At 54.3% G+C, this 25,235-nt stretch carries 26 protein-coding genes and 1 riboswitch; of the genes, 10 read left to right on the top strand and 16 right to left on the bottom strand.

Features of this window, described 5'->3' with window-relative positions:
* Positions 1-8: 8 nt before the first annotated feature.
* From FDW96_RS04270 to ttdA, 9 genes are all read right to left on the bottom strand, one after another.
* Entirely contained in the window at positions 9-680 is a 672-nt protein-coding gene (locus FDW96_RS04270; protein ID WP_137365261.1) for an urease accessory protein UreF, read from the bottom strand.
* The gene (gene ureE / locus FDW96_RS04275) at positions 680-1,138 is read right to left on the bottom strand and encodes an urease accessory protein UreE (RefSeq protein WP_042311069.1); all 459 of its coding nucleotides are present in this window, start codon (positions 1,136-1,138) and stop codon (positions 680-682) included. The genes FDW96_RS04270 and ureE overlap by 1 nt, the downstream gene beginning before the upstream one ends.
* A gap of 9 nt (positions 1,139-1,147) precedes the next feature.
* Positions 1,148-2,851, bottom strand: a complete 1,704-nt coding sequence (ureC, locus tag FDW96_RS04280) for an urease subunit alpha (protein WP_137365262.1) — start codon at positions 2,849-2,851, stop codon at positions 1,148-1,150.
* On the bottom strand, positions 2,844-3,164 hold the full coding sequence (locus FDW96_RS04285; RefSeq protein WP_038633976.1) for an urease subunit beta: 321 nt from the start codon (positions 3,162-3,164) through the stop codon (positions 2,844-2,846). The genes ureC and FDW96_RS04285 overlap by 8 nt, the downstream gene beginning before the upstream one ends.
* A 9-nt stretch (positions 3,165-3,173) precedes the next feature.
* A complete protein-coding gene (locus tag FDW96_RS04290; protein ID WP_003024678.1) occupies positions 3,174-3,476 on the bottom strand; it encodes an urease subunit gamma in 303 nt (100 codons plus the stop codon).
* Positions 3,477-3,486: 10 nt separating this feature from the next.
* Positions 3,487-4,311, bottom strand: coding sequence for an urease accessory protein UreD (locus FDW96_RS04295; RefSeq protein WP_204556000.1), 825 nt, complete (start codon positions 4,309-4,311; stop codon positions 3,487-3,489).
* A gap of 123 nt (positions 4,312-4,434) precedes the next feature.
* The gene (locus FDW96_RS04300) at positions 4,435-5,898 is read right to left on the bottom strand and encodes an anion permease (RefSeq protein WP_069324355.1); all 1,464 of its coding nucleotides are present in this window, start codon (positions 5,896-5,898) and stop codon (positions 4,435-4,437) included.
* 48 nt (positions 5,899-5,946) lie between these two features.
* Entirely contained in the window at positions 5,947-6,552 is a 606-nt protein-coding gene (ttdB, locus tag FDW96_RS04305) for a L(+)-tartrate dehydratase subunit beta (RefSeq protein ID WP_006688017.1), read from the bottom strand.
* Positions 6,549-7,457, bottom strand: coding sequence for a L(+)-tartrate dehydratase subunit alpha (gene ttdA, locus FDW96_RS04310; RefSeq protein ID WP_042311054.1), 909 nt, complete (start codon positions 7,455-7,457; stop codon positions 6,549-6,551). Before ttdA ends, ttdB begins: the two co-directional genes overlap by 4 nt.
* A 212-nt stretch (positions 7,458-7,669) precedes the next feature.
* Here ttdA and FDW96_RS04315 point away from each other — a divergent pair, with 212 nt between their 5' ends.
* Entirely contained in the window at positions 7,670-8,611 is a 942-nt protein-coding gene (locus tag FDW96_RS04315) for a LysR family transcriptional regulator (protein ID WP_137365263.1), read from the top strand.
* A gap of 31 nt (positions 8,612-8,642) precedes the next feature.
* Here FDW96_RS04315 and plsY read toward each other — a convergent pair whose 3' ends face one another.
* Positions 8,643-9,260, bottom strand: coding sequence for a glycerol-3-phosphate 1-O-acyltransferase PlsY (gene plsY, locus FDW96_RS04320; protein ID WP_003024662.1), 618 nt, complete (start codon positions 9,258-9,260; stop codon positions 8,643-8,645).
* A 106-nt stretch (positions 9,261-9,366) separates the two neighbouring features.
* On the opposite strand from plsY, the gene folB reads away from it, so the two are divergent.
* Entirely contained in the window at positions 9,367-9,735 is a 369-nt protein-coding gene (gene folB, locus FDW96_RS04325) for a bifunctional dihydroneopterin aldolase/7,8-dihydroneopterin epimerase (RefSeq protein ID WP_042311051.1), read from the top strand.
* Between the two features lie 86 nt (positions 9,736-9,821).
* Positions 9,822-10,640: an undecaprenyl-diphosphate phosphatase gene (gene bacA, locus FDW96_RS04330; RefSeq protein ID WP_042311049.1), complete on the top strand. Its 819-nt coding sequence runs from the start codon at positions 9,822-9,824 to the stop codon at positions 10,638-10,640.
* Between the two features lie 97 nt (positions 10,641-10,737).
* Here the strand turns inward: bacA and FDW96_RS04335 are convergent, their stop codons facing one another.
* Both FDW96_RS04335 and FDW96_RS04340 read right to left on the bottom strand, forming a co-directional pair.
* The gene (locus FDW96_RS04335) at positions 10,738-11,979 is read right to left on the bottom strand and encodes a multifunctional CCA addition/repair protein (protein ID WP_137349754.1); all 1,242 of its coding nucleotides are present in this window, start codon (positions 11,977-11,979) and stop codon (positions 10,738-10,740) included.
* A gap of 62 nt (positions 11,980-12,041) precedes the next feature.
* Positions 12,042-12,662: a TIGR04211 family SH3 domain-containing protein gene (locus FDW96_RS04340; protein WP_048232822.1), complete on the bottom strand. Its 621-nt coding sequence runs from the start codon at positions 12,660-12,662 to the stop codon at positions 12,042-12,044.
* A 242-nt stretch (positions 12,663-12,904) separates the two neighbouring features.
* Here FDW96_RS04340 and FDW96_RS04345 point away from each other — a divergent pair, with 242 nt between their 5' ends.
* From FDW96_RS04345 to hldE, 3 genes are read left to right on the top strand one after another with little or no spacing between them, the layout of a single operon-like run.
* Positions 12,905-14,206: an inorganic triphosphatase gene (locus FDW96_RS04345; RefSeq protein ID WP_061382459.1), complete on the top strand. Its 1,302-nt coding sequence runs from the start codon at positions 12,905-12,907 to the stop codon at positions 14,204-14,206.
* 47 nt (positions 14,207-14,253) lie between these two features.
* On the top strand, positions 14,254-17,094 hold the full coding sequence (gene glnE, locus FDW96_RS04350; protein ID WP_137365264.1) for a bifunctional [glutamate--ammonia ligase]-adenylyl-L-tyrosine phosphorylase/[glutamate--ammonia-ligase] adenylyltransferase: 2,841 nt from the start codon (positions 14,254-14,256) through the stop codon (positions 17,092-17,094).
* 59 nt (positions 17,095-17,153) lie between these two features.
* Positions 17,154-18,587 carry a bifunctional D-glycero-beta-D-manno-heptose-7-phosphate kinase/D-glycero-beta-D-manno-heptose 1-phosphate adenylyltransferase HldE gene (gene hldE, locus FDW96_RS04355; protein ID WP_042311038.1) on the top strand — a complete coding sequence of 478 codons (1,434 nt, stop codon included), beginning with the start codon at positions 17,154-17,156 and terminating at the stop codon, positions 18,585-18,587.
* A 65-nt stretch (positions 18,588-18,652) separates the two neighbouring features.
* Here the strand turns inward: hldE and FDW96_RS04360 are convergent, their stop codons facing one another.
* Entirely contained in the window at positions 18,653-20,320 is a 1,668-nt protein-coding gene (locus tag FDW96_RS04360; protein ID WP_042311035.1) for a flotillin family protein, read from the bottom strand.
* A 23-nt stretch (positions 20,321-20,343) separates the two neighbouring features.
* Positions 20,344-20,973: an OB-fold-containig protein gene (locus FDW96_RS04365; RefSeq protein WP_137349756.1), complete on the bottom strand. Its 630-nt coding sequence runs from the start codon at positions 20,971-20,973 to the stop codon at positions 20,344-20,346.
* Between the two features lie 261 nt (positions 20,974-21,234).
* Between FDW96_RS04365 and glgS the strand changes: the two genes are divergently transcribed.
* Entirely contained in the window at positions 21,235-21,441 is a 207-nt protein-coding gene (glgS, locus tag FDW96_RS04370; protein WP_087856824.1) for a cell surface composition regulator GlgS, read from the top strand.
* 32 nt (positions 21,442-21,473) lie between these two features.
* Here glgS and ubiK read toward each other — a convergent pair whose 3' ends face one another.
* Complete coding sequence (gene ubiK, locus FDW96_RS04375; protein WP_038633935.1) at positions 21,474-21,770, bottom strand: ubiquinone biosynthesis accessory factor UbiK; 297 nt, start codon at positions 21,768-21,770, stop codon at positions 21,474-21,476.
* A gap of 132 nt (positions 21,771-21,902) precedes the next feature.
* A riboswitch (FMN riboswitch) is annotated at positions 21,903-22,053 on the top strand.
* Between the two features lie 106 nt (positions 22,054-22,159).
* Here ubiK and ribB point away from each other — a divergent pair.
* Complete coding sequence (gene ribB, locus FDW96_RS04380) at positions 22,160-22,813, top strand: 3,4-dihydroxy-2-butanone-4-phosphate synthase (RefSeq protein WP_038633931.1); 654 nt, start codon at positions 22,160-22,162, stop codon at positions 22,811-22,813.
* A 430-nt stretch (positions 22,814-23,243) separates the two neighbouring features.
* Positions 23,244-23,420, top strand: coding sequence for a hypothetical protein (locus FDW96_RS25005; protein WP_064507033.1), 177 nt, complete (start codon positions 23,244-23,246; stop codon positions 23,418-23,420).
* Between the two features lie 66 nt (positions 23,421-23,486).
* Here FDW96_RS25005 and zupT read toward each other — a convergent pair whose 3' ends face one another.
* A complete protein-coding gene (zupT, locus tag FDW96_RS04385) occupies positions 23,487-24,260 on the bottom strand; it encodes a zinc transporter ZupT (protein WP_038633928.1) in 774 nt (257 codons plus the stop codon).
* A gap of 147 nt (positions 24,261-24,407) precedes the next feature.
* On the opposite strand from zupT, the gene ygiD reads away from it, so the two are divergent.
* Positions 24,408-25,196: a 4,5-DOPA dioxygenase extradiol gene (ygiD, locus tag FDW96_RS04390; RefSeq protein ID WP_079225986.1), complete on the top strand. Its 789-nt coding sequence runs from the start codon at positions 24,408-24,410 to the stop codon at positions 25,194-25,196.
* The last annotated feature ends 39 nt before the right edge of the window (positions 25,197-25,235 follow it).

The raw sequence follows: 25,235 nt of genomic DNA on the forward strand, positions 1-25,235 counted from the left end.
TTTTCTCCTCAGGAACGGAATAAGCGGGAATATTGGGTTTCATGCCGGGCAGACGCGATGGCGGCTAACGGCGTTGCGGATCCGAGGCTGGCGTCAGGACACGCCAGCGCTTGTGCCAGACCTTGCGCATAACGATCGCCAAGCGAAATAATCAATCGCTGAGCCGCCTGCTGGCCAAAGGGAACCAGTTTGACGCCTGCCATCACGGCGCTCTCAATCCAGCTGTAGCCGAGGCTTAACGCCAGATTCGTCAGGGGGATTTTCCAGCGTACACCCAGCCAGGCCATACCGCACAGCTGGCTATCGGCAAAGAGCGTGCGCCAATCCTGGGAACAGTCTGGTTCCCAGTCGGTGACCAGCCGCGTAAAGGCTATGCCCCGGCTGCGTTCTTCATCCCGCAGTTCGCGGGTTTCCCGACAGGCCAGCAGGTAAGCGGTCCAGCGGCGCGCGGCGGCGAGATCGTCCTGCTCACAGGCGCGATACAATCTCGCCAGCAGCGGTAAGTCGACGGTAAAAAAGTTGTGCTCCATCTGCTGGATTTGCCAGTCAGAGAAGTCATCGACGCTTTTCACCCAGCCGATTTCTACCGCCCACTCCAGCCCCTGAGACCAGGTAAACGATCCTACCGGGAGACTGCTGCTGGCGAGCTGCATCAGGCGCAGCTGTTGGGTGCTATACATCAGTGTGCATGGCCGTGATGATGCCCGTGTGACTCGCTCGCATAGGCACCTGCTTCCGGCTCAAACGGCAACTGGGCAAACGCCACCTCGAGGTTGAACTGGCGCAGCATATCGTCCAGCACATGATCGTGGTGGTAGCGCAGCTCATCGGGCAGGATCTGCAACGGTACGTGGCGATTACCAAGGTGGTAACAGGCTTTGGCGAGCAGGAAAGGGTCGGCGCAGCGCACGACGGAAACCGACTCCGGCGCGGCGATCACTTCGATCACCTCGCGGCCATCGTCGGTAGTCAGCAGATCGCCGCCGCGTAACAGTAAACCGCGCGGTAGCATTAAGCCGGCTTCGCGGCCATCGCTCAGCGCCACTCTGGCGCGGCTTTTTACTCGAACATCAATGGGTAGCGTGACGCTTGCGGTGACGCGGTGGGCGTGGTCAAGGCGTTGGGTCAGGTAGATCATCCTCACTCCTTAAAACAGGAAATAGCGTTGCGCCATCGGCAAAACGTCTGCCGGGTCGCTGGTAATCAGTTCACCATCAATGCGTACCTCGTAGGTCTGGGCATCGACGGTGATATTGGGCTGTAGACCGTTGTGGATCATGTCAGCCTTTTTTACCGTCCGGCAGCCTTTGACGACGGCGATAGCGCTTTGCAAATTAAGTTGCTGCGGGACGTTTTGCGCGTCGGCAGCCTGTGAAATAAAGGTCAGACGGGTGTGATGCCGCGCTGCGCCAAGCGCGCCGAACATCATGCGGTAATGCACCGGCTGCGGGGTGGGGATGGAGGCGTTGATGTCGCCCATCGGCGCGCAGGCGATCATCCCGCCCTTGACGACCGTCGCCGGTTTTACGCCAAAAAAGGCCGGTGACCACAGCACCAGATCGGCCAGTTTGCCAGGCTCAACGGAGCCGACTTCGTGGGCGATACCGTGGGTCAACGCCGGATTGATGGTGTACTTGGCGATGTAGCGTTTAACGCGCAGGTTGTCATTGTCGCCCGTTTCTTCCGCCAGCGAGCCACGCTGAACCTTCATGCGGTGCGCCACCTGCCAGGTGCGCAGGATCACTTCGCCCACGCGCCCCATCGCCTGTGAATCGGACGAGGTCAGGGAAAACGCGCCAATGTCATGCAGCACATCCTCGGCAGCGATCGTTTCCCGGCGAATGCGCGATTCGGCGAAGGCCACGTCTTCAGCGATATCCGGATCGAGATGGTGGCAGACCATCAGCATGTCGAGATGTTCATCGATGGTGTTGACGGTATAAGGCAGCGTCGGGTTGGTGGAGGAGGGCAAAATATTCGGATGTGCGCAGGCGGTGATGATATCCGGCGCATGGCCGCCGCCTGCGCCTTCGGTATGGAAGGTATGAATGGTGCGATTGCCAATCGCCGCCAGCGTATCCTCAACAAACCCGGACTCATTGAGCGTATCGCTATGCAGCGCCACCTGGATGTCCATCTCGTCGGCCACGGTCAGCGCGCAGTCGATTGCGGCAGGCGTGGCGCCCCAGTCTTCGTGGATCTTCAGGCCAATGGCGCCGGCGCTGATTTGCTCGCGCAGGGCGTCAGGGTTTGAACCATTGCCTTTGCCCAGCAAACCGATGTTAACCGGCAACGTGTCCGCTGCCTGCAGCATGCGGGCGATGTACCACGGGCCCGGTGTGCAGGTGGTGGCGTTAGTGCCTGCGGCCGGACCGGTACCACCACCGATCATCGTCGTCACGCCTGAAACCAGCGCTTCTTGCGCCTGCTGTGGGCAGATCCAGTGAATATGCGTATCCACGCCGCCCGCGGTGACGATCTTGCCTTCTCCGGCGATGACTTCTGTTCCTACGCCTATCGGGATCGTGACGTCGGGCTGAATATCGGGATTACCCGCTTTGCCGATGGCGAAGATCCTGCCGTCTTTGATGCCGATATCCGCTTTGACGATCCCCCAGTGATCAACGATCAGCGCGTTGGTTATCACCAGATCCACACACGCCTGGGCGCGCATTTGTCCCTGGCCCATACCGTCGCGGATCACTTTTCCGCCGCCGAATTTGACCTCTTCGCCGTAGGTGGTGAAGTCTTTTTCCACCTCGATCCACAGATCAGTATCCGCCAGGCGCACTTTATCGCCGGTGGTTGGGCCAAACATGTCGGCGTACGCCTGGCGGGAAATGTTACTCATTATCTGCCTCCAGCGCGCCCATCACTTCACTGCGAAAACCCACCATCCTTTGTGCGCCAGCGACACGCACCAGTTCGACTTCGCGCTTTTGCCCCGGTTCAAAACGTACCGCTGTACCTGCGGCAATGTTCAGACGGAAGCCCCGCGTGGCCGCCCTGTCAAAGCGCAGCGCCGGGTTCACCTCGTAAAAGTGATAGTGCGATCCCACCTGGATGGGTCTGTCACCGTGATTTTCCACCACGATCGTGCAGGTTTCGCGCCCCTGATTGATCGCAATGTTGCCTGCTGAGATCTGATACTCACCTGGGATCATTACCGCTCCTTAGACGATCGGGTTGTGGACGGTGACCAGTTTCGAACCGTCCGGGAATGTGGCTTCAACCTGAATATCCGGGATCATCTCTGGTACGCCTTCCATCACCTGATCGCGGCGCAGCACGTGACGCCCGTCTTCCATCAGCGCGGCCACGGTTTGCCCGTCGCGCGCCCCTTCCATGATGAAAGCGCTAATCAGCGCCACTGATTCCGGGTAATTCAGCTTCAGCCCGCGGGCCAGGCGACGTTCCGCCACCAGCGCGGCGGTAAACAGCAACAGCTTGTCTTTTTCTCTGGGGGTCAGTTCCATAATGGGCCTCTTAGGTTTGCCAGATTCGCGGTAGCATGGGCGCTTTGTGTGTCAGCAGCGGGCGCAGAAATTGCCAGATATTGCGCATAACGCGCTGAACAATTAGGTTGTCGTTCGTCAGAAATCGAATTGTCAGCAGCGAGTCGTTAAGCGTTGCCCCGGCATAATCCCCCAGTGGCGTAAGCCGCTCGCGCGTCCCCTCCAGCATGTGTTCGCTGGCCGGGTAACACAGCAACGTACCGACCCAGGGATGATGTGCGATCCCATGCAGATCCCCTGCCTGCACCTGCAAACGCTCTATCAGCAGCGGTTGCCCATCCCGCCACACTTCCAGACGGTTTTGTAGCGTGCCGTGGCTGAACGTTTCCTGCATGACAGGGCGTCCGAGACACAGCAGATCCCAGGCCAGCAAATGGCTTGCGGACGTCAGATGAAATACGGATTGGACGGTGGCCTTAGCGCCGGGAAAGAAGATCGTATCCTGCGGCAGCCACTCCAGCGTGGCGTGTGGGGCGAGCGTGAAATGCTGGCGTAGCAACGCCTGCGGCCCACGGCTGCGATAAAATTTTCCCGCGCCGGGCTGAGTGATTAACGCATGGCTGTTTTCATCAAGTGATACGGAAATATGTAGCTCATCCCCGCCGACGATCCCGCCAGGTGGATGAAGCAAATAGAGGTGACATACCTCTTCTTCGGGATAAAACGGACGTTGAACCGTCAAAGGTCCATAGTGACGCGCCGAGGCGAGCACCGTTTTGTGTCCGGTGCGGGTAAAGTGCAGATCCAGTTCGGCCTGCCAGCCTCGTGTGAGTGTCTCGTGCGCCAGCGTGTCCAGAGCGTTTCCCTTATCAGCAAGAGGGTGTTTGCATACAAAAAAGTATGCCTCAGCGCATCGGGAAATCGATCATATGAGAAGCTTATGGATAAAGGGGCGACAAAACGTCGCCCCAATGGGATTTTACTGTAAAACGAGAGGCATCCAGACCAGACCGGTGATCACCAGCAGCACGAGGAAAATCAGGCCAAAAATAGCGCCCAGCCGCCAGTAGTCAACCGTTGGCAAATAGCCGCTGCCGTAGTAGATAGGGCTTGGGCCGGTGGCGTAGGGGGTCAGAATACTGCCCAGGCCAATAGCGGCACCGACCATCAGGCAGAAGACCGGCAACGGGATTTCCGGCATCGCCAGCGCGGCGGCGATCATCATCGGCGCAAGGGCGGAGGTATACGCCGTGGCGCTGGCAAAGAAGTAGCGCAGTAAATAAAAGACCACGATAAGCGCCACCATCACCATGATCGGTGAATAGCCGCTCAGCCCGTTTGCCAGTAGCTTGCCGAACCAGGTAATAAAACCGGTGTTATTAAGCCCGGTCGCCAGGGTTATTAACGAGGCCAGCCAGAAAAAGACGTTCCATGCGGCTTTATTGCTGACGATGTCATCCCAACTGATGATGCGCAGTACCAGCATCAATGCCACCACGCTGTAACCGACCATTGCGGCGTCAATATAATCGCCACCGAAGATCCACAACACCAGCGCGCCGACCATCAGCCCGAGCATCTTTTTCTCACGTGCGCAGAGCGGGCCCATCGCTTTTAATTCTGTATCCGCCCAGCGCGGCACCTGATCGCCGGATTTCAGCACCGGCGGGTACAACACATACGCCAGCCAGGGCACGATCAGCACCAGTAAAATGCTCAGCGGCAGCATACCCAAGAACCAGTCGCCCCAACTGAGCGCCGTATGAGATGCGCCTTTCATCAGGCCGATCAGCAGCAGGTTCGGCGCCATCGCCGTTAAGAAAATCGCGCTGGTGACGCAGTCGGCGACAATGCCCATCCACATGATATAGGAGCCAATAGAACGTGAACTGGCGTCATTGGGCTGGGAGTTATACAGCGGCGGCAGGTTGCGGATAATCGGGTAGATTATTCCGGCCCCGCGCGCGGAGTTGGAAGGCGTGACGGGGGCGAGGATCAGCTCAGAGAACATCACCGCGTAGCCGAGGAATAACGTCCGGTGCCCCATCTTTTTTACTAACATTAGCGCGATACGCCGACCAAGGCCGGTTTTCTCATAGCCGGTACCAAACATAAAGGCCGCGAAAATCAGCCAGATAACCGAGTTAGAAAAGCCAGACACAGCCCACGACAGTGATTTGGCGGTAAATTTAAAACCGTCCTGCGCGAGCTGTTCCGGGCTGAACAGGATCCACGGTGAAAGCACGGCGATGATCGAAATACCAATCATCGCCACTACCGCGCCGGGTACAGGTTCCAGAATGAGCCCCACAATCACACCGGTAAAGACGGCAAAATAGAGCCAGGTGTGGCTCTCAAGACCGGTGGGAACGGGTAAAACAGCAATAATGGCGATGACCACCAGCGGAGCCAGGTATCGCCACCAACCAGCTAAAGGTGCCATTGTGATATCCCTGCGAATGGGGAGAGGCTCTGCGCCTCTCCGGAAGGATTATTTGATGTAATGCACGTGCTCGCAGATCTCTTCCACGATGGGATCGCGGCGTTCAGCGAACAGCTTTTTGTTTTCGGCGATCAGGTTGTTGCCGTGGGTGTCGATGGACACAATCAACGGGCCGAACTCTTTGACCCGACACACCCACAGGGATTCCGGCATGCCCAGCTCCGTCCAGTGCACTTCTTCAATCTCTTCAACCTGAGTAGCCGCCAGTACGGCGCAACCTGCCGGGAAGATCACGTGCAGCGCTTTGAACTGCTTGCAGCCTTCTTCTGTCAACGGTCCCATACCACCTTTACCAACCACCAGTTTGACGCCCGTCTGCTCGATAAACTCTTTCTCAAAGGCTTCCATACGCATACTGGTGGTTGGGCCGACGGAGACCATTTCCCATTTATCACCGTTCTTACGCACGATTGGGCCTGCGTGGAAAATAGCCTTGCCGTTCAGGTCATAAGGAATTGGGCGCTTCAGTTCGATCAGGCGACGGTGGCACACGTCGCGGCAGGTCACCAGCGTACCGCTCAGGTAAATGACATCGCCAACGCGAATATCTTCCAGATCTTCGGCTTTAATCGGGGTTGTGAGGATCTTTTTCATAACGCGCTCCGGGTGTGAGACAGATTTTCGAAGGAGAGATCAGCATGAACCAGCAGCGTGCCGCGACGGTGCGCCCAGCAGCCGGTGGAAACAGCAACGCCGATAGTCGACGGATGGCGCGCGGCGGATTCGATATGCACGCCCATCACGGAGCTATTGCCGGTCAACCCTTGCGGACCAATACCCAGGCGGTTAAGTCCTTCTTCCAGACGCAGTTCCAGTTCGGCCGCTTTGGGGTTGGGATGACGTGAGCCGATAGGACGCAGCACCGCTTTACGGGAGAGTACTGCGGCAGTTTCTACTGAGGTGGCAATGCCTACGCCCACCAGCACCGGCGGGCAGGCGTTAACGGCCAATGTGGAGATATTTTCGAAGACAAATTTCACTACGCCTTCGTAGCCTTCTGAAGGCATTAACACTTTCGAGCGTCCTGGCAGGGTACAGCCGCCGCCAGCCATGTAGACTTCGATTTCCGCGTCATCATTATCAGGAATGATGTCCCAGGTGACCCACGGCACACCGGTGCCGGTATTTTTGCCGGTATTCACTTCGTCAAAAATTTCTACCGCGTTATGGCGCAGTGGCGCTTTGACCGTGGCGTCTTCAACGGCCTGTTTCAGGATGCTTTGCAGTTCACCCAACAGCGGAAAACGGGAACCGACCTTTACAAAGAACATAATCTCACCGGTGTCCTGACAGGCCGGACGGTTCAGTTCGATCGCCTTCTGCATGTTGTCAAACATGGTGTGGTAGATGATTTTACCCATCGGCGAGTCTTCGCCTTCACGCAGCTGTTTTAACTTATCCACTACGTCGTCGGGCATACGGGTAGAAATCATGGCGGTAAAATTCGCGACAATGTTTGTCAGCGTATTTATCGCATTTTGGTTATTTTGATTGCTCATCTTGTAAACTCCAGTTCTTTTATTTTCTGGAAATAAATTCTCCGCCACAAACTACCACTAAAAATAGGGGTTTATATTATTTGCCACTGTGAATATCCAATTAACAGTTCGTGAATGATGTCCAAATAAGGCAATAAAAATTGCGCAAAGGCAGGGTTTAATACGCGTGAGAGAATTACACTGCGGTTAACAACATTACGGATATACCGACCATGCTGAACACGTATCCCCTGGCGAAAGACCTGCAGGTGCTGGTTGAAATTGTTCATAGCGGCAGCTTTAGCGCCGCTGCCGCCACGCTGGGACAGACGCCAGCGTTTGTGACAAAACGTATTCAAATCCTCGAATCCACGCTGGGGACGACGTTGCTTAACCGCTCTGCGCGCGGTGTGGCGTTAACTGAGAGTGGTCAACGTTGCTATGAACATGCACAGGCGATCCTCGCGGGCTACCAGCATCTGGTTGATGACGTCACGCAAATCAAAACGCGCCCGGCGGGGATGATTCGTATCGGCTGTAGCTTTGGTTTTGGGCGCAGCTATATTGCGCCGGCCATTACCGAACTGATGCATAGCTATCCTGAATTACAGGTGCATTTTGAGCTTTACGATCGGCAAATTGATTTGGCGCAGGATAATATCGATTTGGATATTCGTATTAATGATGAAATTCCTGATTATTATATTGCGCATTTGTTAACGAAAAACAAAAGAATATTGTGTGCGGCCCCGACCTATTTACAAAAATATGGCGAGCCAATGACGCTACAGGAATTAAGTCGGCATGATTGCCTGGTCACCAAAGAACGCGATATGACCCACGGAGTGTGGGGGCTGGATAACGGCCAGGAGAAAAAATCGGTCAAGGTAGCCGGGCACCTTTCATCGAACAGCGGTGAGATTGTGTTGCAGTGGGCGTTGCAGGGAAAAGGGATCATGTTGCGTTCCGAATGGGACGTACAACCGTTTTTGGCAAGCGGTGAACTGGTGCGTGTACTTCCGGACTATGCACAAAGCGCCAATATCTGGGCGGTTTATCAGGAGCCGCTGTATCGCAGCGTGAAGCTTCGCGTCTGTGTGGAGTTTCTGGCGACGTGGTGTCAGCACCGATTGGGTAAGCCAATTGAAGGGTATCACGTCCCTCAGGCCGGATAAGACGCTTAAGCGCCGCCATCCGGCAGTATCGTCACTCAGGATCTTTTTCGCGTTTTTTCTTCAGTTTGGTCCAGATTTTCGGCTCCTGACGGCGCCACAGACGCTGAATGTTGTCATGGTGACGAAGCAGAATTAAGCACGACAACATGGAAACCGGGAAGGTGAACTGGGGATTGAACCACCAGACATAAAAGGGAGCAATCAGCGCGCTGACGATAGCGCCCAACGACGAATAGCCGCTGAGTAAGACAGTCAGCAGCCAGGTTCCCGCCATTACGCCCGTTAAGTCCCAACCAATTGGCGCAATTGCGCCAAAGGCGGTGGCAACGCCTTTCCCACCTTTAAAGCCGAAGAATACCGGCCAGATGTGTCCCAGACAGGCGGCGATCGCTATCAATCCCAGCCAGAAGGGGCTGACGCCTAGCGCATAGGCACCCCAGACGGGCAACATGCCTTTCAGTACGTCGAAAATCAGTACGGCGACGGCGGCTCCCTTGCCACCTATGCGTAGCACGTTTGTCGCGCCCGGATTCCCAGAGCCGCTGTCACGCGGGTCCGGCAATCCAGCGAGGCGGCATACCAGAATGGCACTGGAAATAGAGCCGCAGAGGTACGCGAAGATAATCATTCCAGGCGCGATTGCACTCATAAGCTGTTCCGTTTTGAAAATGTCGTGTAAAACGCTACTTCTGTGGATAATACGCATATTTCGCCGGAAGTGGTATCCGGGTTAGCCAAAAAGCAGGCGGGTCGTGATGGATATTGTATTTATAGAGCAACTTTCAGTAATCACCACCATCGGTGTTTACGACTGGGAACAGACAATCGAGCAAAAGTTGGTGTTCGATATCGAAATGGCATGGGATAACCGTAAATCGGCTAAAAGCGATGATGTCGCTGATTGCCTGAGCTATGCTGATATTGCTCAAACGGTTGTTAATCATGTGGAAGGCGGGCGTTTTGCACTGGTAGAGCGCGTAGCGGAAGAGGTGGCTGACCTCCTGCTTAGTCGCTTTAATTCCCCATGGGTGCGTATCAAACTCAGTAAACCTGGCGCGGTGGCGCGTGCGGCAAACGTCGGGGTTATCATTGAGCGTGGCAGTAATCTGAAAGAAAATAATTAATTTAATAATTTCTAAAACAAACGGGTATAAAAGGGTCCTTTCGTCGGCTCTTTTTTGCCGTGGTTTCTCTATCTAGGGGTTTATTAATGAGTGATATGCACTCGCTGCTGGTGGCGGCAATTTTGGGTGTGGTCGAAGGATTGACGGAATTTTTACCCGTTTCCAGTACCGGCCATATGATTATTGTTGGCCACCTGCTGGGTTTTGAGGGCGATACCGCAAAAACATTTGAAGTGGTGATCCAACTCGGTTCTATTCTGGCCGTCGTAGTGATGTTCTGGCGACGTCTGTTTGGCCTGATTGGCATTCACTTTGGCAAGGTCCAACACGAAGGGACTGGCAAAGGTCGGTTGACGCTGGGACATATCCTGCTCGGGATGATTCCGGCCGTTGTCCTCGGTCTGGTTTTCCACGATACAATCAAATCACTGTTTAACCCGATCAACGTGATGTATGCGCTGGTGGTAGGGGGCGTGCTGCTGATAGCCGCAGAATGCCTGAAGCCGAAAGAGCCGCGCGCGCCGGGGCTGGATGATATGACTTATCGTCAGGCGTTTATGATTGGCTGTTTCCAGTGTCTGGCGCTGTGGCCGGGTTTTTCCCGCTCTGGGGCGACGATTTCTGGCGGTATGCTGATGGGGGTCAGCCGTTACGCGGCATCTGAGTTTTCTTTCCTGCTGGCGGTACCGATGATGATGGGCGCAACGGCCCTGGATCTCTACAAAAGCTGGTCGTTCCTCAGCGCGTCAGATATTCCGATGTTTGCAGTCGGTTTCGTGACGGCGTTTATCGTGGCGCTGGTAGCGATCAAAACCTTCCTGCAACTGATTAAACGCATCTCGTTTATTCCGTTTGCGATTTACCGCTTTATTGTGGCGGCCGCCGTCTATGTGGTTTTTTTCTGATCGCTATTAAATGCCGGATGGCGCTACGCTTATCCGGCCTACGGGCGCGATATGTAGGCCGGATACGGCATTTATGCCGTCATCAGGTAACGTCAGTTTACTGGGCTGGTTTCGGACAACGCTGCTCTTTCCAACTGGCCACCGCCGCAATTCGCCGTTTCGTCAGCTCCTCCCGAATTTCCTGACCTTTAAATCCGGCCTCAACGACGTCTTTCGTTGGCACCGCCTGCGCAACCAGCCAGGCTTCACGCAGTAGTCTCCCTTGTGGATAATCCGCCGCTTCAAAGCCGGTACGCCCACGCACGTCGGCCTCGCTGGTCAGGGCGATTTGCTCTACACGCTGCGGTTTACGCCAGGCATCGATGGAATCAAACAGCTTCACGATGGTTTTTGGCTGCAGGATGGGGAAGGTATGAATGAGATCGTGGAACTCGGCCACCAGTTTGGCTAAATCACGGATGTCATTTGGCACGCGCAGGCGCTGACACAGTTGCTCGACCAGCTTGACGCCCGCCGGACCGTGACCGTGATGGCGTGGCCACAGCGCTTTGGGCGTTAATGCTTTGCCAAGATCGTGGCACAGCGTGGCAAAGCGCACGTCGACCTCGGGGCTTAACATGGCGGCCATCGACAGCGTCATCAGGGTATGAATACCGGTATCGATTTCCGGGTGCCACTGCGCGGGCGCTGGAACGCCAAACAGGGCATCAACTTCCGGGAACAGGACGCGCAATGCGCCGCAGTCGCGCAGAACCTGAAAGAATACCTGTGGATTACGGGTGGTTAAGGCGTTTTCCGTTTCTTTCCACACCCGCTCTGACGTCAGATGCTCCAGTTCACCGGCAGCGGTCATGTTGCGCATCAATGTCATGGTTTCGTCAGCGATACGAAAACCGAGGTGCGCATAGCGGGCAGCAAAGCGCGCCACGCGCAGCACGCGTAGCGGATCTTCGCTAAAGGCGGGAGAAACATGGCGCAGCAGGCGGTTTTCCAGATCGCTGCGTCCGTTATAGGGGTCGATAATTTCCCCGTCGTCATCGCGGGCCATCGCGTTGATAGTCAGGTCGCGACGCTGAAGATCGTCCTCCAGCGTGACATCCGCTGCGGCGTAGCAGGTGAACCCGGTATAACCCGAACCAGATTTACGTTCGGTACGCGCCAGCGCATACTCTTCCCGGGTTTGCGGATGGAGAAACACGGGAAAATCGCGGCCTACCTGCTGGTAGCCCGCGTCAAGCATCTCTTGCGGCGTGGCGCCGACAACAACCCAATCTTTATCTTTAACCGGTAGCCCTATTAACGCGTCCCGAACAGCACCACCGACCAGATAAATCTTCACGCCACTTTCCTTCTGAAAAAAATCATCCCTTAATCATATGTCAGTGTGGCGGAGAAGGCGATTCAGTTCATCCAGCGATCTTTGCGTTTACGGCTTGGGATCATGTGTGGCAGAACCAGGCCGAGCAGCAGACCAAGACCCAGCACGCCGCCGCCATACATAAACCACTGCATGATGATGGTGCGCTGTTTGTCATCAAGCTGCAGATTGGCTGCGCTGACCTTCTTTTGCGCCACGATAAGTTCGTTTTTCAGCTTCTGGTTTTCTTGTTTCAGCCCGTCGATCACACTGTCGCTTTGCGCCACTTTTTGCTGCATATCGGCGGTGCGCTGATTCCACGTGGTATCGATATTATTGAGCTTATCTGTCAGCGTCTTAACCTGGTTTTCCAGATCGGGAACGCGGGTGCGCAGGCTCGGCGTACTGTTCAGCTCTTTCAGCGGGATCCAGGCGGTACGTCCGGTGCTGTCTTTCACCTGGGCGTAGTTGGTGTTGGCGTCAGTCTGTAAAAGCGTGACTTCCTCGCCGGCGTTAACCGTACCCACGAGGCGATAATTATCTCCCGGACCGCTGCGGACCCAGGTGTTCAGTTCGTCAGAGACATAGCGCTTTTCTTCGGCATGTGAGACTGCAGTGGCGCTAAGTGCGAGTAAAGTTAATCCAATCAGGCGTAATTTTGGCATCAGGCTGTCGTTATTGTCATAGAAAGTGGAACGATAGTAGTGGCATCAGTGTCTCTACGCAAAGCATTCGACATCAATCGGAATCATCTGTGTCCTTTTTGCCACCACCCGAAACTTTTACGCCCGTCAAATTGCTCGTTGCATGGCAATTTGGCGCAAAATACTATCTACTTGACCATTAAGAACGAACTTAGTTCGCAGTCAGTTTTCTCAACTGTGACATAACCCATAAGTACAAGACCATGGCCCAGGAAATCGAATTAAAATTTATCGTCAATAGTGATGCTGTAGATGCGCTACGTGAGCGTCTGAATACGCTGGGAGGAGAGCATCACGCGCCCAGCCAGTTGCTGAATATCTACTACGAAACGCCGGATGCCTGGTTGCGTGGTCACGATATGGGACTGCGTATTCGCGGTGAAAACGGTCATTATGAAATGACCATGAAAATTGCCGGACGGGTAACGGGCGGTCTGCATCAGCGACCAGAATATAACGTTGCGCTGAGCACGCCTGAGCTGGATCTCACCCTGTTTCCCGCTGAAGTCTGGCCGGATGGCAAGCTACCCACGGAACTCGCTTCTCAGGTGCAACCGCTGTTTAGCACCGATTTTTACCGTGAGAAATGGTGCCTTGATGTCGACGGTAGCCGGATTGAGATAGCCCTCGACCTTGGGGAAGTGAAAGCGGGCGAGTTTGCTGAACCTATCTGTGAGCTTGAACTGGAACTGCTAAGTGGCGATACCCGTGCGGTACTGAAGCTGGCAAACCAGCTGGTTTCACAAACTGGTTTACGGCAGGGTAGCCTGAGCAAAGCGGCGCGCGGCTATCATTTAGCGCAGGGGAATGCGCCGCGTGAACTCAAACCGACGCGCATTTTACGGGTTCCCGCGAAGGCGAGCATCGAGCAAGGTCTGGAAGCGGCGCTGGAGCTGGCATTATCACAGTGGCAGTACCATGAAGAGCTGTGGGTACGTGGCGTCAAGGGGGCAAAAGCCGAGGTACTGGCGGCAATGGGCCTGGTGCGCCACATTCTGATGCTGTTTGGCGGTATTGTGCCACGAAAAGCGAGTGCTCACTTACGAGATTTACTGACCCAGTCGGAAGCGATCATGGCGTCGGACGTTTCTGCCGTTTCGGCGGTTTACAGCACACAAACGGCGATGGCAAAACTGGCGCTGACCGAGTGGCTGGTAACCAAAGGATGGCAGCCGTTCCTTGATGCGAAGGCGCAGGGTAAAATTGCCGACTCCTTTAAGCGTTTCTCAGATATTCATCTCTCGCGCCATGCCGCTGAACTGAAAACCGCGTTTGCTCAGCCGCTGGGCGATCAGTATGCCGATCAGCTTCCACGCCTGACGCGCAACATTGATAGCATGCTGATGCTGGCGGGATATTATGACGAAAATGTCGCCTCGGAATGGATCGCCAACTGGCAGGGCCTGCGTCACGCCATTGCGGCCAACCAATATATTGAAATTGAACACTTCCGCAATGAGGCAATCGCGCTGGAACCGTTCTGGCTGCACAGCGGAAAACGATAATCAGGACTGAGGCCGCCATCTGGCGCTATTCAAAGGATAACTCATAAATGAAGCAGCTCTCTTCACCGTTACAGCAGTACTGGCCGACCGTTGTTGAGCGGCTGCCAACAACAATATCTGAGTCCTCGCTTAGCGTGCAGGCGAAGTCAGTGCTTACATTCAGTGATTTTGTCCGCGACAGCCTTATTGCCCATCCTGAATGGCTGCTGGAGCTGGAAAGCGCAGCGCCTCAGGTGGACGAATGGCAACATTATGCCGCCTGGTTACAGCAGGCTTTGACCGAGGTCAGCGACGAAAACGCGCTGATGCGTGAGCTACGCCTGTTTCGCCGTCGTATTATGGTGCGTATCGCGTGGGTGCAGACGCTGTCGCTGGTGACGGAAGAGAGTATCTTGCAGCAGCTAAGCCATCTGGCTGAAACGCTGATCGTTGCCGCGCGTGACTGGTTATACGCCGCTTGTTGTCGCGAATGGGGAACGCCTTGTAATCCAGACGGTGTTGCGCAACCGCTGCTGATTTTAGGCATGGGGAAACTGGGCGGCGGCGAGCTGAATTTTTCCTCCGATATCGACCTGATTTTTGCCTGGCCGGAGCACGGCAGTACGCAGGGCGGGCGACGCGAGCTGGATAACGCGCAGTTCTTTACCCGTATGGGCCAGCGGCTCATCAAGGTCCTGGAACAGCCCACAATGGATGGCTTTGTTTATCGGGTGGACATGCGCCTACGCCCATTTGGCGACAGTGGTCCGCTGGTGCTGAGCTTCTCCGCGCTGGAGGATTATTACCAGGAACAAGGCCGCGACTGGGAACGTTATGCAATGGTCAAAGCCCGCATTATGGGCGATGCCGATGGCACTTACGTCAATGAACTCCGCGCCATGCTGCGACCTTTTGTCTTCCGCCGCTATATTGATTTTAGCGTGATCCAGTCCCTGCGTAACATGAAAGGGATGATTGCCCGTGAAGTGCGCCGTCGCGGACTGAAGGACAACATTAAGCTGGGGGCGGGCGGTATTCGTGAAATCGAATTTATCGTGCAGGTATTCCAGCTTATTCGCGGCGGACGCGAGCCGTCGCTGCAATCCCGCTCGCTGTTACCGACGCTGAGCGCCATCAATGCGTTAAACCTGTTGCCAGATACTGATGCGGAGCAACTGCGCGCAGCCTATCTCTATTTACGCCGTCTGGAAAACCTGCTGCAAAGCATCAATGATGAACAGACCCAGACGCTGCCGGGTGATGAACTGAATCGTGCGCGGCTGGCGTGGGGAATGAACGTTGATGACTGGCAGCAGTTGACCGATGTGCTGGCTGGCCATATGCACAACGTGCGTCGGGTATTTAACGAGCTGATTGGCGATGACGAAGCCGAAACTCAGGAAGAGTCGCTGTCAGAACAGTGGCGCGAACTGTGGCAGGACGCCTTACAGGAAGATGACACCACGCCGGTGCTGACGCATCTGGCGGATGACGATCGGCGACGCGTCCTGTCGCTGATCGCGGATTTCCGCAAAGAGCTGGATAAACGCACCATTGGCCCGCGCGGACGCCAGGTGCTGGATCATCTAATGCCGCATCTGCTGAGCGATGTCTGTTCGCGTGACGACGCCTCAGTTCCGCTGTCGCGCATTACGCCGCTGCTGGTGGGCATTGTCACCCGTACAACCTATCTGGAGCTGCTGAGCGAATTTCCCGGCGCGCTGAAGCACCTGATTTCACTGTGTGCCGCCTCGCCGATGATCGCCAGCCAACTGGCGCGGTATCCGCTGTTGCTCGACGAGCTGTTGGATCCGAACACGCTGTATCAACCCACGGCGACGGATGCCTACCGTGATGAGCTGCGCCAGTATTTACTGCGCGTGCCGGAAGATGACGAAGAGCAACAGTTGGAAGCGCTGCGTCAGTTTAAGCAAACCCAGCTGTTACGTATTGCCGCGGCTGATATCGCCGGTACGTTGCCGGTGATGAAGGTGAGCGATCACTTAACCTGGCTGGCGGAAGCCATTATCGATGCGGTAGTCCAGCAGGCGTGGACGCAGATGGTCGCTCGCTACGGGCAACCCACCCATCTTGGCGATCGCGAGGGACGCGGTTTTGCCGTGGTCGGCTATGGCAAGCTGGGCGGCTGGGAGCTGGGTTATAGCTCGGATCTCGATCTGATCTTCCTGCACGATTGTCCGATGGACGTGATGACGGACGGTGAGCGTGAGATTGACGGGCGACAGTTCTATCTGCGTCTTGCGCAGCGCATTATGCACCTTTTCAGTACCCGTACCTCCTCCGGTATTTTGTACGAAGTGGATGCGCGACTGCGTCCGTCCGGTGCGGCGGGGATGCTGGTAACATCAGCGGACGCTTTCGCCGATTACCAGCGCAATGAAGCCTGGACATGGGAGCATCAGGCGCTGGTGCGTGCGCGCGTAGTGTACGGTGACCCGCAGTTGACCTCTCAGTTTGACGCGGTGCGTCGCGCTATCATGACCCTCGTCCGTGACGGAAAAACCTTGCAAACCGAGGTGCGCGAAATGCGTGAGAAAATGCGTGCCCATTTGGGCAATAAGCATCGCGATCGTTTTGATATCAAAGCGGACGAAGGCGGCATTACCGATATTGAGTTCATTACGCAATACCTGGTGCTGCGCTATGCCCATGAAAAACCGAAGCTGACGCGTTGGTCGGATAACGTGCGCATTCTGGAATTACTGGCGCAAAACGACATTATGGATGAGCAGGAGGCGCTGGCGCTTACCCGTGCTTATACGACGCTGCGTGATGAACTTCACCATCTTGCCTTGCAGGAGCTTCCGGGCCATGTGGCGCCAGAGTGCTTTGAGGCTGAACGCACGCTGGTGCGCGACAGCTGGCAGAAGTGGCTGGTTGCCGAGTGAAGTGTGCTATTATCGCGCGCAAATTTTAAGACCCTCAGAGAATCTCTCAGGAGACAGGAATGAAAGTAACGCTGCCAGAGTTTGAACGTGCAGGAGTAATGGTTGTCGGTGATGTGATGCTGGATCGCTACTGGTACGGTCCTACCAGCCGTATTTCGCCTGAAGCGCCGGTTCCGGTGGTGAAAGTGGATACCATCGAAGAACGTCCCGGTGGCGCAGCAAACGTGGCGATGAACATTGCCTCCCTGGGAGCGAATTCGCGTCTGGTGGGCCTGACTGGTATTGATGACGCGGCGCGTGCGCTGAGCAAAACGCTGGCGGATGTGAACGTAAAATGTGATTTCGTCTCCGTACCGACCCATCCGACGATTACCAAACTGCGCGTGCTTTCCCGTAACCAGCAGCTGATTCGCCTGGATTTCGAAGAAGGTTTTGAAGGTGTGGATCCGCAGCCGTTGCACGAGCGTATTAATCAGGCGCTGGGTTCTATCGGCGCGCTGGTGCTCTCTGATTACGCCAAAGGCGCGCTGGCAAGCGTCCAGCAGATGATTGCGCTGGCGCGTAAGGCCGGAGTTCCGGTGCTTATCGATCCGAAAGGAACCGATTTTGAACGCTACCGTGGCGCCACGCTGCTGACGCCGAATCTGTCTGAGTTTGAAGCGGTTGTTGGTAAGTGCAAAAGCGAAGATGAGCTGGTGGAACGCGGCATGAAATTGATTGCTGATTTTGACCTTTCCTCTTTGCTGATCACGCGTTCCGAGCAGGGGATGACGCTGCTGCAACCGGGTAAAGCACCGCTGCATATGCCGACCCAGGCGCAGGAAGTGTATGACGTGACCGGCGCGGGCGATACGGTTATTGGCGTGCTTGCGGCGACGCTTGCGGCGGGTAACTCTCTGGAAGAAGCGTGCTACTTTGCTAACGCCGCAGCCGGTGTTGTCGTAGGTAAACTGGGGACTTCCACCGTTTCTCCCATTGAACTGGAAAACGCCGTGCGCGGTCGGGCAGATACTGGCTTTGGTGTGATGAGCGAAGCTGAGCTGAAACAGGCCGTAGCCAGCGCCCGCAAACGCGGTGAGAAAGTCGTGATGACCAACGGGGTGTTCGACATCCTGCATGCGGGTCACGTCTCCTATCTGGCAAACGCGCGCAAGCTGGGCGATCGCCTGATCGTAGCGGTAAACAGCGATGCTTCGACCAAACGTTTGAAAGGCGAAACGCGTCCGGTCAACCCGCTGGAACAGCGGATGATCGTACTGGGTGCGCTGGAGGCCGTCGACTGGGTGGTCTCTTTTGAAGAAGATACACCGCAACGTCTGATTGCGGGCATCCTGCCGGATCTGCTGGTAAAAGGCGGCGATTATAAGCCAGAAGATATTGCGGGCAGCAAAGAGGTGTGGGCGAACGGCGGTGAAGTACTGGTGCTGAACTTCGAAGACGGCTGCTCAACGACCAATATCATTAAGAAGATCCAGAAAGACAGCGATAAGTAACACCTGGAAAGTTTGCCGGATGGCGGATAAAACGCGTAAGCGCTGCCATCCGGTATTTCTGTTTCTTATTCTTCAGTCGTTTTCTCAACAGGCTGTGGGCTGTTTTTAAGCGGATCGGCCAGTGCCGACAGCGAGCCGCCGGACAAACCTATCTCATTTAATAGCGAATCAATCAGCGGCGCTTGTGTGCGATAAGAAAGGGCGGCTGATAATGCCTGCTCCGCCAGATTGCCACCGTTTACGTTACCTGCGGTCACTTCACCGCCCGCACCGCCGCGGTTCAGACCATCAACCTGAATGATCTTGATTCCATCGATAGACTTCATTGGCTCAACGGATTTCTCAATCACTGCTGGCAGGGACTGCAGCAGAGCCAGCTTAAATTTCAGGCTGGTCTGTTCGTCAGAAAGCACGTTAATCGCATCGTTCAGTGCGCGTTGTGCTTCGGCTTCCGCGAGACCTTTTTTCCGCGTGGCTTCGGCCAGTTCAACAATTGCGGCTGCCTGCAATTCTGCCGCTTCTTTCTCTGCTTTCGCGCGTACGGTCAGTTCAACGGCCTGTGTTTCAGCATCCTGCGCGGCGGCAATCAGCGCCACCTGTTTGGCACGATCGGCTTCTGCGGTCTGGCGAGTGGTTTCTACGTTCTGTTGAGCGCGAACCGCCTCGGCCAGCGCATCGTTAGCACGCGCTTCTGCCTGGGACTGCTGTTCGGACTTGGCGGCGATGGCGATGGACTTGGTCTGGTTAGCAATCTCTGTTGCCTGCTGCTGTTCGATCTCTTTAATGCGAACTTCGCGCTCCGCTTCCACTTTTCTTGAACGAACGGCTTGCTCGCGTTCGATTTCCGTTTCCTGAATCTGACGTTCGGCAAGAATACGCGTCTGTTCAGCTTCACGATGACGTTCGGCTTCGAAGGCGGCAATTTTTGCATTTTGCTCAGCCGTGCGGGTTTTCACCTGCTGTTCCTGCTCGAGCGTCATGAACGCTTCCTGCTGCTCGATTTCCAGCTTGCGTGACAGCGCATCGCGGTTTTTCTCACGGACGGCAACTTCTACGTCCTGCTCGACTTCGTTACGTTCGCGACGACGACGTTCCGTTTCCTGGGTCAGCTTGGTCAGACCCTCGGCATCAAAGGCGTTGTTGGGGTTGAAATGGATTTTTTCGGTCTGGTTAAAGTTGGTTAACGAAACGCTTTCCAGTTCCAGCCCGTTCTTGGACAGGTCTTCCGCCACGGTGTTTTGTACACCCTGAACGAAGTTCTCTCGCGTATCCTGAAGTTCATGCATGGTCATTTGCGATGCTGTGGCACGTAGCGCATCGACAAACTTATCTTCGATTAACACACGTAAATCTTCTGGCGACAATGTACGCTGACCCAACGTCTGTGCGGCGGTCGCAATACCTTCTACAGATGGTTTTACACGCACGAAAAAGGCGACTACCACATCCACGCGCATACGGTCTTTGGTGATGAGACTGTCGACAGTTGAACGGCTCACCTCAAGTTTGAGGGTGTTCATATTGATTGGAATAATTTCGTGGAAAATCGGCATGACAATTGCGCCGCCGCTCATCACCACTTTTTGCCCGCCAAGGCCGGTACGCACAAACGCCTGTTCGGCAGACGCGCGGCGATACAGGCGGGCAAAAATAATCCCGATAATTACTAAGACGACCACCGCAACAATGGCGGTAAACATCCATGAAGGTAACATGCCAAAAACATCATCCATCTATGAGATCCCTCTGTATAAAATTATAAAATAGTCGGCCAGGGGTTGAGCTCGGCCAGGTAACGCGTTGCAGAGAGTCGGCAAATAATCAGCACCTTGTCTCCTTTTTTGAATTCTTTGCCCGCTTCAGGCTCCAGCAGCACATAGTGGGTCTGCCCAAACTTGTCGGTAAATTTGCCTTCGCATGGGGTTCCGGCACTCGCAGAATGGCCGGTAATAATTGCCATGCTGCCGATAAACTCATCCTCGGCGAGGGCGGTGGTTTCATCCCGTGGCAGCCAGGGAGCAATAATTTTCCCGCTGTAATGCACAGCGAAGACGGCGAGAATAAAACTTACCGGGACAAGTAGTAGATTACTCAGCGGTGCTTGCCACAACGTGACCCAGCCATGCTGGATGAGGATACCGAAAAGTCCAAAGAAGCCAGCGAGTAAGCACAGCACGATCAGCGCTGGAATCCGTCCGATATTGAGATAGTGCAATGCCTGTCCTATATTGCCGGAGGTCAGGGCATCGTAATGTTCGAGATGTGCATCAAGCGTGCCAGAAAGGTAATGACCGAAAATAAGAGAGATGATTTCCAATAGGCCAATCAGTAGTACAAATGAAATAGCAAACAGGTAGGGGCCGTTATATTCCGTAAATAAAACCAACTTTTTCCTCCTGCGACTACGTTCCCTGATAGTGTCAAAAGTAACGGTTTTACCTGTTACTTTTACATAACGTTACAATAGCATGCCGAGCCATTATCCTTAAATCCGAAAGGGGACTTATTGCCCCCTTATATTTCGTAGGAAAGTGTGAGCCTGGGCTATAAATTTGCGCACATTATGTACAAAACCATTTCGCGTATAGGGAAATACTGAAATCAGAAAAAGCATATGGCCTTAGCAGATATTCAATAACTGGAGGGTATGCTCATGCACAGCAACATGTATTCAATGAACAATTTCGATTTCCTGGCCCGCAGTTTTGCCAGGATGCAGGCTGAGGGACACCCTGTTGATATCCAGGCCGTCACTGGCAATATGGATGAGGAACATCGTAGCTGGTTTTGTAAACGTTATGCGCTGTACTGCCAGCAGGCGACAGAGGCGAAGAAACTCGAACTGGAACACTAACAAAAAACGGGCCTTGCGGCCCGTTGTCGTTTTTACTCTTGCGGATCGACTGAGGGGATTGCAGGGGCAGGCTTAACTTCTGCCGTTTTTTCACGCGCTTCCAGCTCAGTCAGGCGTTGTTCAAGCAGCGCCAACTTTTCACGGGTACGCAGCAAAACCTGAGTCTGCACATCAAACTCTTCACGGCTTACCAGGTCCAGACGGGTCAGTTGTGACTGCAGCGTTTGACGAATTTTCTTCTCGACGTCTTCCCCAAACTCCCGGATCCCTTTCGGCATCGACTCGTGAACCTGACGAGCAATTTGCTCAATTTTTTTCGGGTCAATCATTGTGGTTTCCCTGAACTGGTACGTGTTGCTGCTTATTGTAGTGCGAATGGGCGCAGGCATAAACCAGAATTGTGTGAAGCTAAGTCGAGTAAAGGCGTTGATGAAGGTAATCAATAGCGTTATAGTTAACCCGCTTATTCTCAGGGCGGGGCGAAATTCCCCACCGGCGGTAAATCAGCTTAATGCTGAAAGCCCGCGAGCGCTTTGGGTGCAAACTCAAAGGTCAGCAGATCCGGTGTAATTCCGGGGCCGACGGTTAGAGTCCGGATGGGAGAGAGTAACGATCCAGTCGGGCATGGACCCGCTCACGTTATTTTTTTGCCGCTTAGACGGTACTCCTAAGACTGCCCTGATTCTGGTAACCATAATTTTAGTGAGGTTTTTTTACCATGAATCAGACGCTACTTTCCTCTTTTGGTACGCCTTTCGAACGTGTTGAACATGCGCTTTCTGCGCTGCGTGAAGGACGCGGTGTGATGGTGCTTGACGACGAAGATCGTGAAAACGAAGGCGATATGGTTTTCCCGGCAGAGACCATGACCGTTGAACAGATGGCGCTGACCATCCGTCACGGCAGCGGTATTGTTTGCCTGTGCATCACTGAAGACCGACGCAAACAGCTCGATCTGCCAATGATGGTGGAAAATAACACCAGTGCTTACGGTACCGGTTTTACCGTGACCATTGAGGCCGCAGAAGGCGTGACTACCGGCGTTTCCGCTGCAGACCGTGTTACTACGGTACGTGCGGCAATTAAGGATGGCGCAAAACCTTCCGATCTGAACCGCCCGGGACACGTTTTCCCGCTGCGAGCTCAGGCAGGCGGTGTGTTGACTCGCGGCGGTCATACTGAAGCCACCATCGATCTGATGACGCTGGCAGGCTTTAAACCAGCCGGTGTGCTGTGCGAACTGACCAATGACGATGGCACCATGGCGCGCGCGCCGGAGTGCATCGAATTTGCCGGCAAGCATAATATGGCTGTGGTCACTATCGAAGACCTGGTGGCTTACCGTCAGGCGCATGAGCGTAAAGCCAGCTAATTGCTCATAACCACGCTTGTTGTGGTAGGGATAAAAAAACCGAAGTCAGTTTTCTGGCTTCGGTTTTTTGTTATCGAGGCCTGCTTATATTTAAAATGTTCCGCAATTAAATGGCATTGCCGAAAGTAGAGTTTAAATAATTCTGTTTATTGGCCGGGAAAGAGATGAATTATCAGGGATTAGCGATTTTATCACTTTGTCTTAAGTGAGCTGAGGATATTTACAGAATAATAAATATTATTTAGAAACAGGCTTGTTTCTACATTGTTTTATTTTTAATACACGTTTGTCATTCCCTGCACAGTTGGGTTATATGATCGAAATCATATATTTGTTTCTGTGTTATGCCACTATAGGGGTAGGTCAGAATAAGTTAGTGTAAATTTTTAACGTTAAATGTTTAATGATGTTAAATATTAAGGGTAAAAGAATGTTTATTGCCTGGTATTGGATTGTATTAATTGCACTCGTTGCGGTGGGTTATTATTGTCATATGAAGCGTTATTGTCGTGCGTTCCGCCAGGACAGAGATGCGCTGCTTGAGGCGCGTAACAAACTCTTTCGTCGACCTGGCGAAGATAACGGCGCGGTTAAGGGACAGGAATAGTCCTTCGCGTTCTGCTATGGATGAGCGGATGCTGTTAAACTTGTAGGGTGGCATCCGCCCTCTGGATTAGCCGATTCCCATAGACTGGAGAATGACGAGACTTAACCCCATCACCGACATTCCGCACAATACCCCATAGCTGGGATTATTATTGGGGTCGATCTCTTTTGCCAATGGCATCAATTCATCGACGGACAGCGCGACCATAATACCTGCAACGGCCGCCATTATCGCCGCCATTACTACCGGCGAAATCAGACTACCGAGAATTAACCACGCCAGTACGCCACCCAATATTTCCGCCATGCCCGAAATCCCGGCCCAGAATATCGCGGTGCGTTTAGATCCCGTAGCCGCATAGACCGGACCCGCCACGGCTAATCCTTCAGGAATATTGTGTAATGCGACGGCAAGGGCAATACCAAAGCCCAGTTCGAGGTTGCTGCTGGCAGTAACAAATGTCGCAATTCCTTCCGGGAAGTTGTGCAGGCTGATGCCGAGCGTTAATAAAATCGCGGTACGCCGGATGGAACCGGGTAAAGGCTGCGTGGTTTTTTGCACCAGATCCTGAGGGTGAGCATGCGGCAGTATACGGTCGAGGCCAAAGTAGCCCAGCAGGCCCACAATAAACATCCCGTAACCCAACACCGGCGACATGCCGTCAGCGGCCAGCGCAGCAGGTAGCATCTCCATTAGAGAAATCAGTAACATGATCCCGGCGGCGAAACCTAAAGAAAAGGCAAGAACGCGATTAGAGGGTTTTTGCCCCAGCACGCCGAGAAATGCGCCGATAAACGTGGCGGCGCCTGCCAGTAAAGTCAGAAGTAAAGGTACTGACATCGACAAATCTAACTCCTTATCAATCTGCTGTCCGGGCCAGATCGTCAAAATAACTGATGATCTTCATCATGGTTATCTGAGTTCTTCATTAACCGAAAAAGCGTATTGTGATGGTATCAAAATGACTCCCTCAGTAAGGATATCATCATGTCTTCAGCTCGTATGCCAGCATTGTTTTTGGGCCACGGTAGCCCGATGAATGTTCTGGAAGATAACGTTTATACCCGTGCCTGGCAGCAACTGGGGGAAACGTTGCCGCGTCCGAAAGCCATTGTGGTGGTGTCGGCGCATTGGTTTACCCGTGGAACAGGCGTGACGGCGATGGAAGCGCCAAAAACAATCCATGATTTTGGCGGTTTTCCGCAAGCATTATATGACACCCATTACCCGGCCCCCGGTTCACCTGAGCTGGCGCAGCATCTGGTGGATTTGCTTTCCCCTGTGCCCGTCACGTTAGATAGAGAAGCGTGGGGCTTTGACCACGGTTCATGGGGTGTGCTGATCAAGATGTATCCGAATGCGGACATTCCTATGGTGCAGTTAAGCGTCGACAGCACTAAACCCGCGGCCTGGCATTTTGAGATGGGTCGCAAGCTGGCGGCGCTGCGTGATGAGGGCATTATGCTGGTAGCCAGCGGTAACGTGGTGCATAACCTGCGTACTGCGCGTTGGCACGGTGAGAACACGCCATACCCGTGGGCGATCTCATTCAACGATTATGTGAAGGCCAACCTGACATGGCAGGGACCGGTTGAACAGCACCCTCTGGTCAACTACCTCGATCATGAAGGTGGATCGTTGTCGAACCCGACGCCGGATCACTATCTGCCGCTGCTGTATGTATTGGGCGCGTGGGATGGCAAAGAGCCGGTGACTATTCCTGTCGACGGGATTGAGATGGGAAGTTTAAGTATGTTGTCTGTACAGGTTGGATGAGAAATGCCGGGTGGCAGCTTCGCCTCACCCGGCACAACG

The sequence above is a fragment of the Citrobacter sp. TBCS-15 genome (genome assembly GCF_005280815.1).
Lineage (GTDB): Bacteria > Pseudomonadota > Gammaproteobacteria > Enterobacterales > Enterobacteriaceae > Citrobacter > Citrobacter werkmanii.

Bases quoted from the DNA above. Each gene is read 5' to 3' on its own strand.
- ubiK (WP_038633935.1), bottom strand. From the start codon at position 21,770: ATGATTGACCCGAAAAAAATTGAGCAAATTGCTCGTCAGGTTCACGAG.
- bacA (WP_042311049.1), top strand. From the start codon at position 9,822: ATGAGTGATATGCACTCGCTGCTGGTGGCGGCAATTTTGGGTGTGGTC.
- FDW96_RS04315 (WP_137365263.1), top strand. From the start codon at position 7,670: ATGCTGAACACGTATCCCCTGGCGAAAGACCTGCAGGTGCTGGTTGAA.
- FDW96_RS25005 (WP_064507033.1), top strand. From the start codon at position 23,244: ATGTTTATTGCCTGGTATTGGATTGTATTAATTGCACTCGTTGCGGTG.
- glnE (WP_137365264.1), top strand. From the start codon at position 14,254: ATGAAGCAGCTCTCTTCACCGTTACAGCAGTACTGGCCGACCGTTGTT.
- ttdB (WP_006688017.1), bottom strand. From the start codon at position 6,552: ATGAAAAAGATCCTCACAACCCCGATTAAAGCCGAAGATCTGGAAGAT.
- folB (WP_042311051.1), top strand. From the start codon at position 9,367: ATGGATATTGTATTTATAGAGCAACTTTCAGTAATCACCACCATCGGT.
- glgS (WP_087856824.1), top strand. From the start codon at position 21,235: ATGCTCATGCACAGCAACATGTATTCAATGAACAATTTCGATTTCCTG.
- ygiD (WP_079225986.1), top strand. From the start codon at position 24,408: ATGTCTTCAGCTCGTATGCCAGCATTGTTTTTGGGCCACGGTAGCCCG.
- FDW96_RS04345 (WP_061382459.1), top strand. From the start codon at position 12,905: ATGGCCCAGGAAATCGAATTAAAATTTATCGTCAATAGTGATGCTGTA.
- zupT (WP_038633928.1), bottom strand. From the start codon at position 24,260: ATGTCAGTACCTTTACTTCTGACTTTACTGGCAGGCGCCGCCACGTTT.
- ribB (WP_038633931.1), top strand. From the start codon at position 22,160: ATGAATCAGACGCTACTTTCCTCTTTTGGTACGCCTTTCGAACGTGTT.
- FDW96_RS04340 (WP_048232822.1), bottom strand. From the start codon at position 12,662: ATGCCAAAATTACGCCTGATTGGATTAACTTTACTCGCACTTAGCGCC.
- FDW96_RS04290 (WP_003024678.1), bottom strand. From the start codon at position 3,476: ATGGAACTGACCCCCAGAGAAAAAGACAAGCTGTTGCTGTTTACCGCC.
- FDW96_RS04360 (WP_042311035.1), bottom strand. From the start codon at position 20,320: ATGGATGATGTTTTTGGCATGTTACCTTCATGGATGTTTACCGCCATT.
- plsY (WP_003024662.1), bottom strand. From the start codon at position 9,260: ATGAGTGCAATCGCGCCTGGAATGATTATCTTCGCGTACCTCTGCGGC.
- FDW96_RS04285 (WP_038633976.1), bottom strand. From the start codon at position 3,164: ATGATCCCAGGTGAGTATCAGATCTCAGCAGGCAACATTGCGATCAAT.
- ttdA (WP_042311054.1), bottom strand. From the start codon at position 7,457: ATGAGCAATCAAAATAACCAAAATGCGATAAATACGCTGACAAACATT.
- ureE (WP_042311069.1), bottom strand. From the start codon at position 1,138: ATGATCTACCTGACCCAACGCCTTGACCACGCCCACCGCGTCACCGCA.
- hldE (WP_042311038.1), top strand. From the start codon at position 17,154: ATGAAAGTAACGCTGCCAGAGTTTGAACGTGCAGGAGTAATGGTTGTC.
- ureC (WP_137365262.1), bottom strand. From the start codon at position 2,851: ATGAGTAACATTTCCCGCCAGGCGTACGCCGACATGTTTGGCCCAACC.
- FDW96_RS04270 (WP_137365261.1), bottom strand. From the start codon at position 680: ATGTATAGCACCCAACAGCTGCGCCTGATGCAGCTCGCCAGCAGCAGT.
- FDW96_RS04300 (WP_069324355.1), bottom strand. From the start codon at position 5,898: ATGGCACCTTTAGCTGGTTGGTGGCGATACCTGGCTCCGCTGGTGGTC.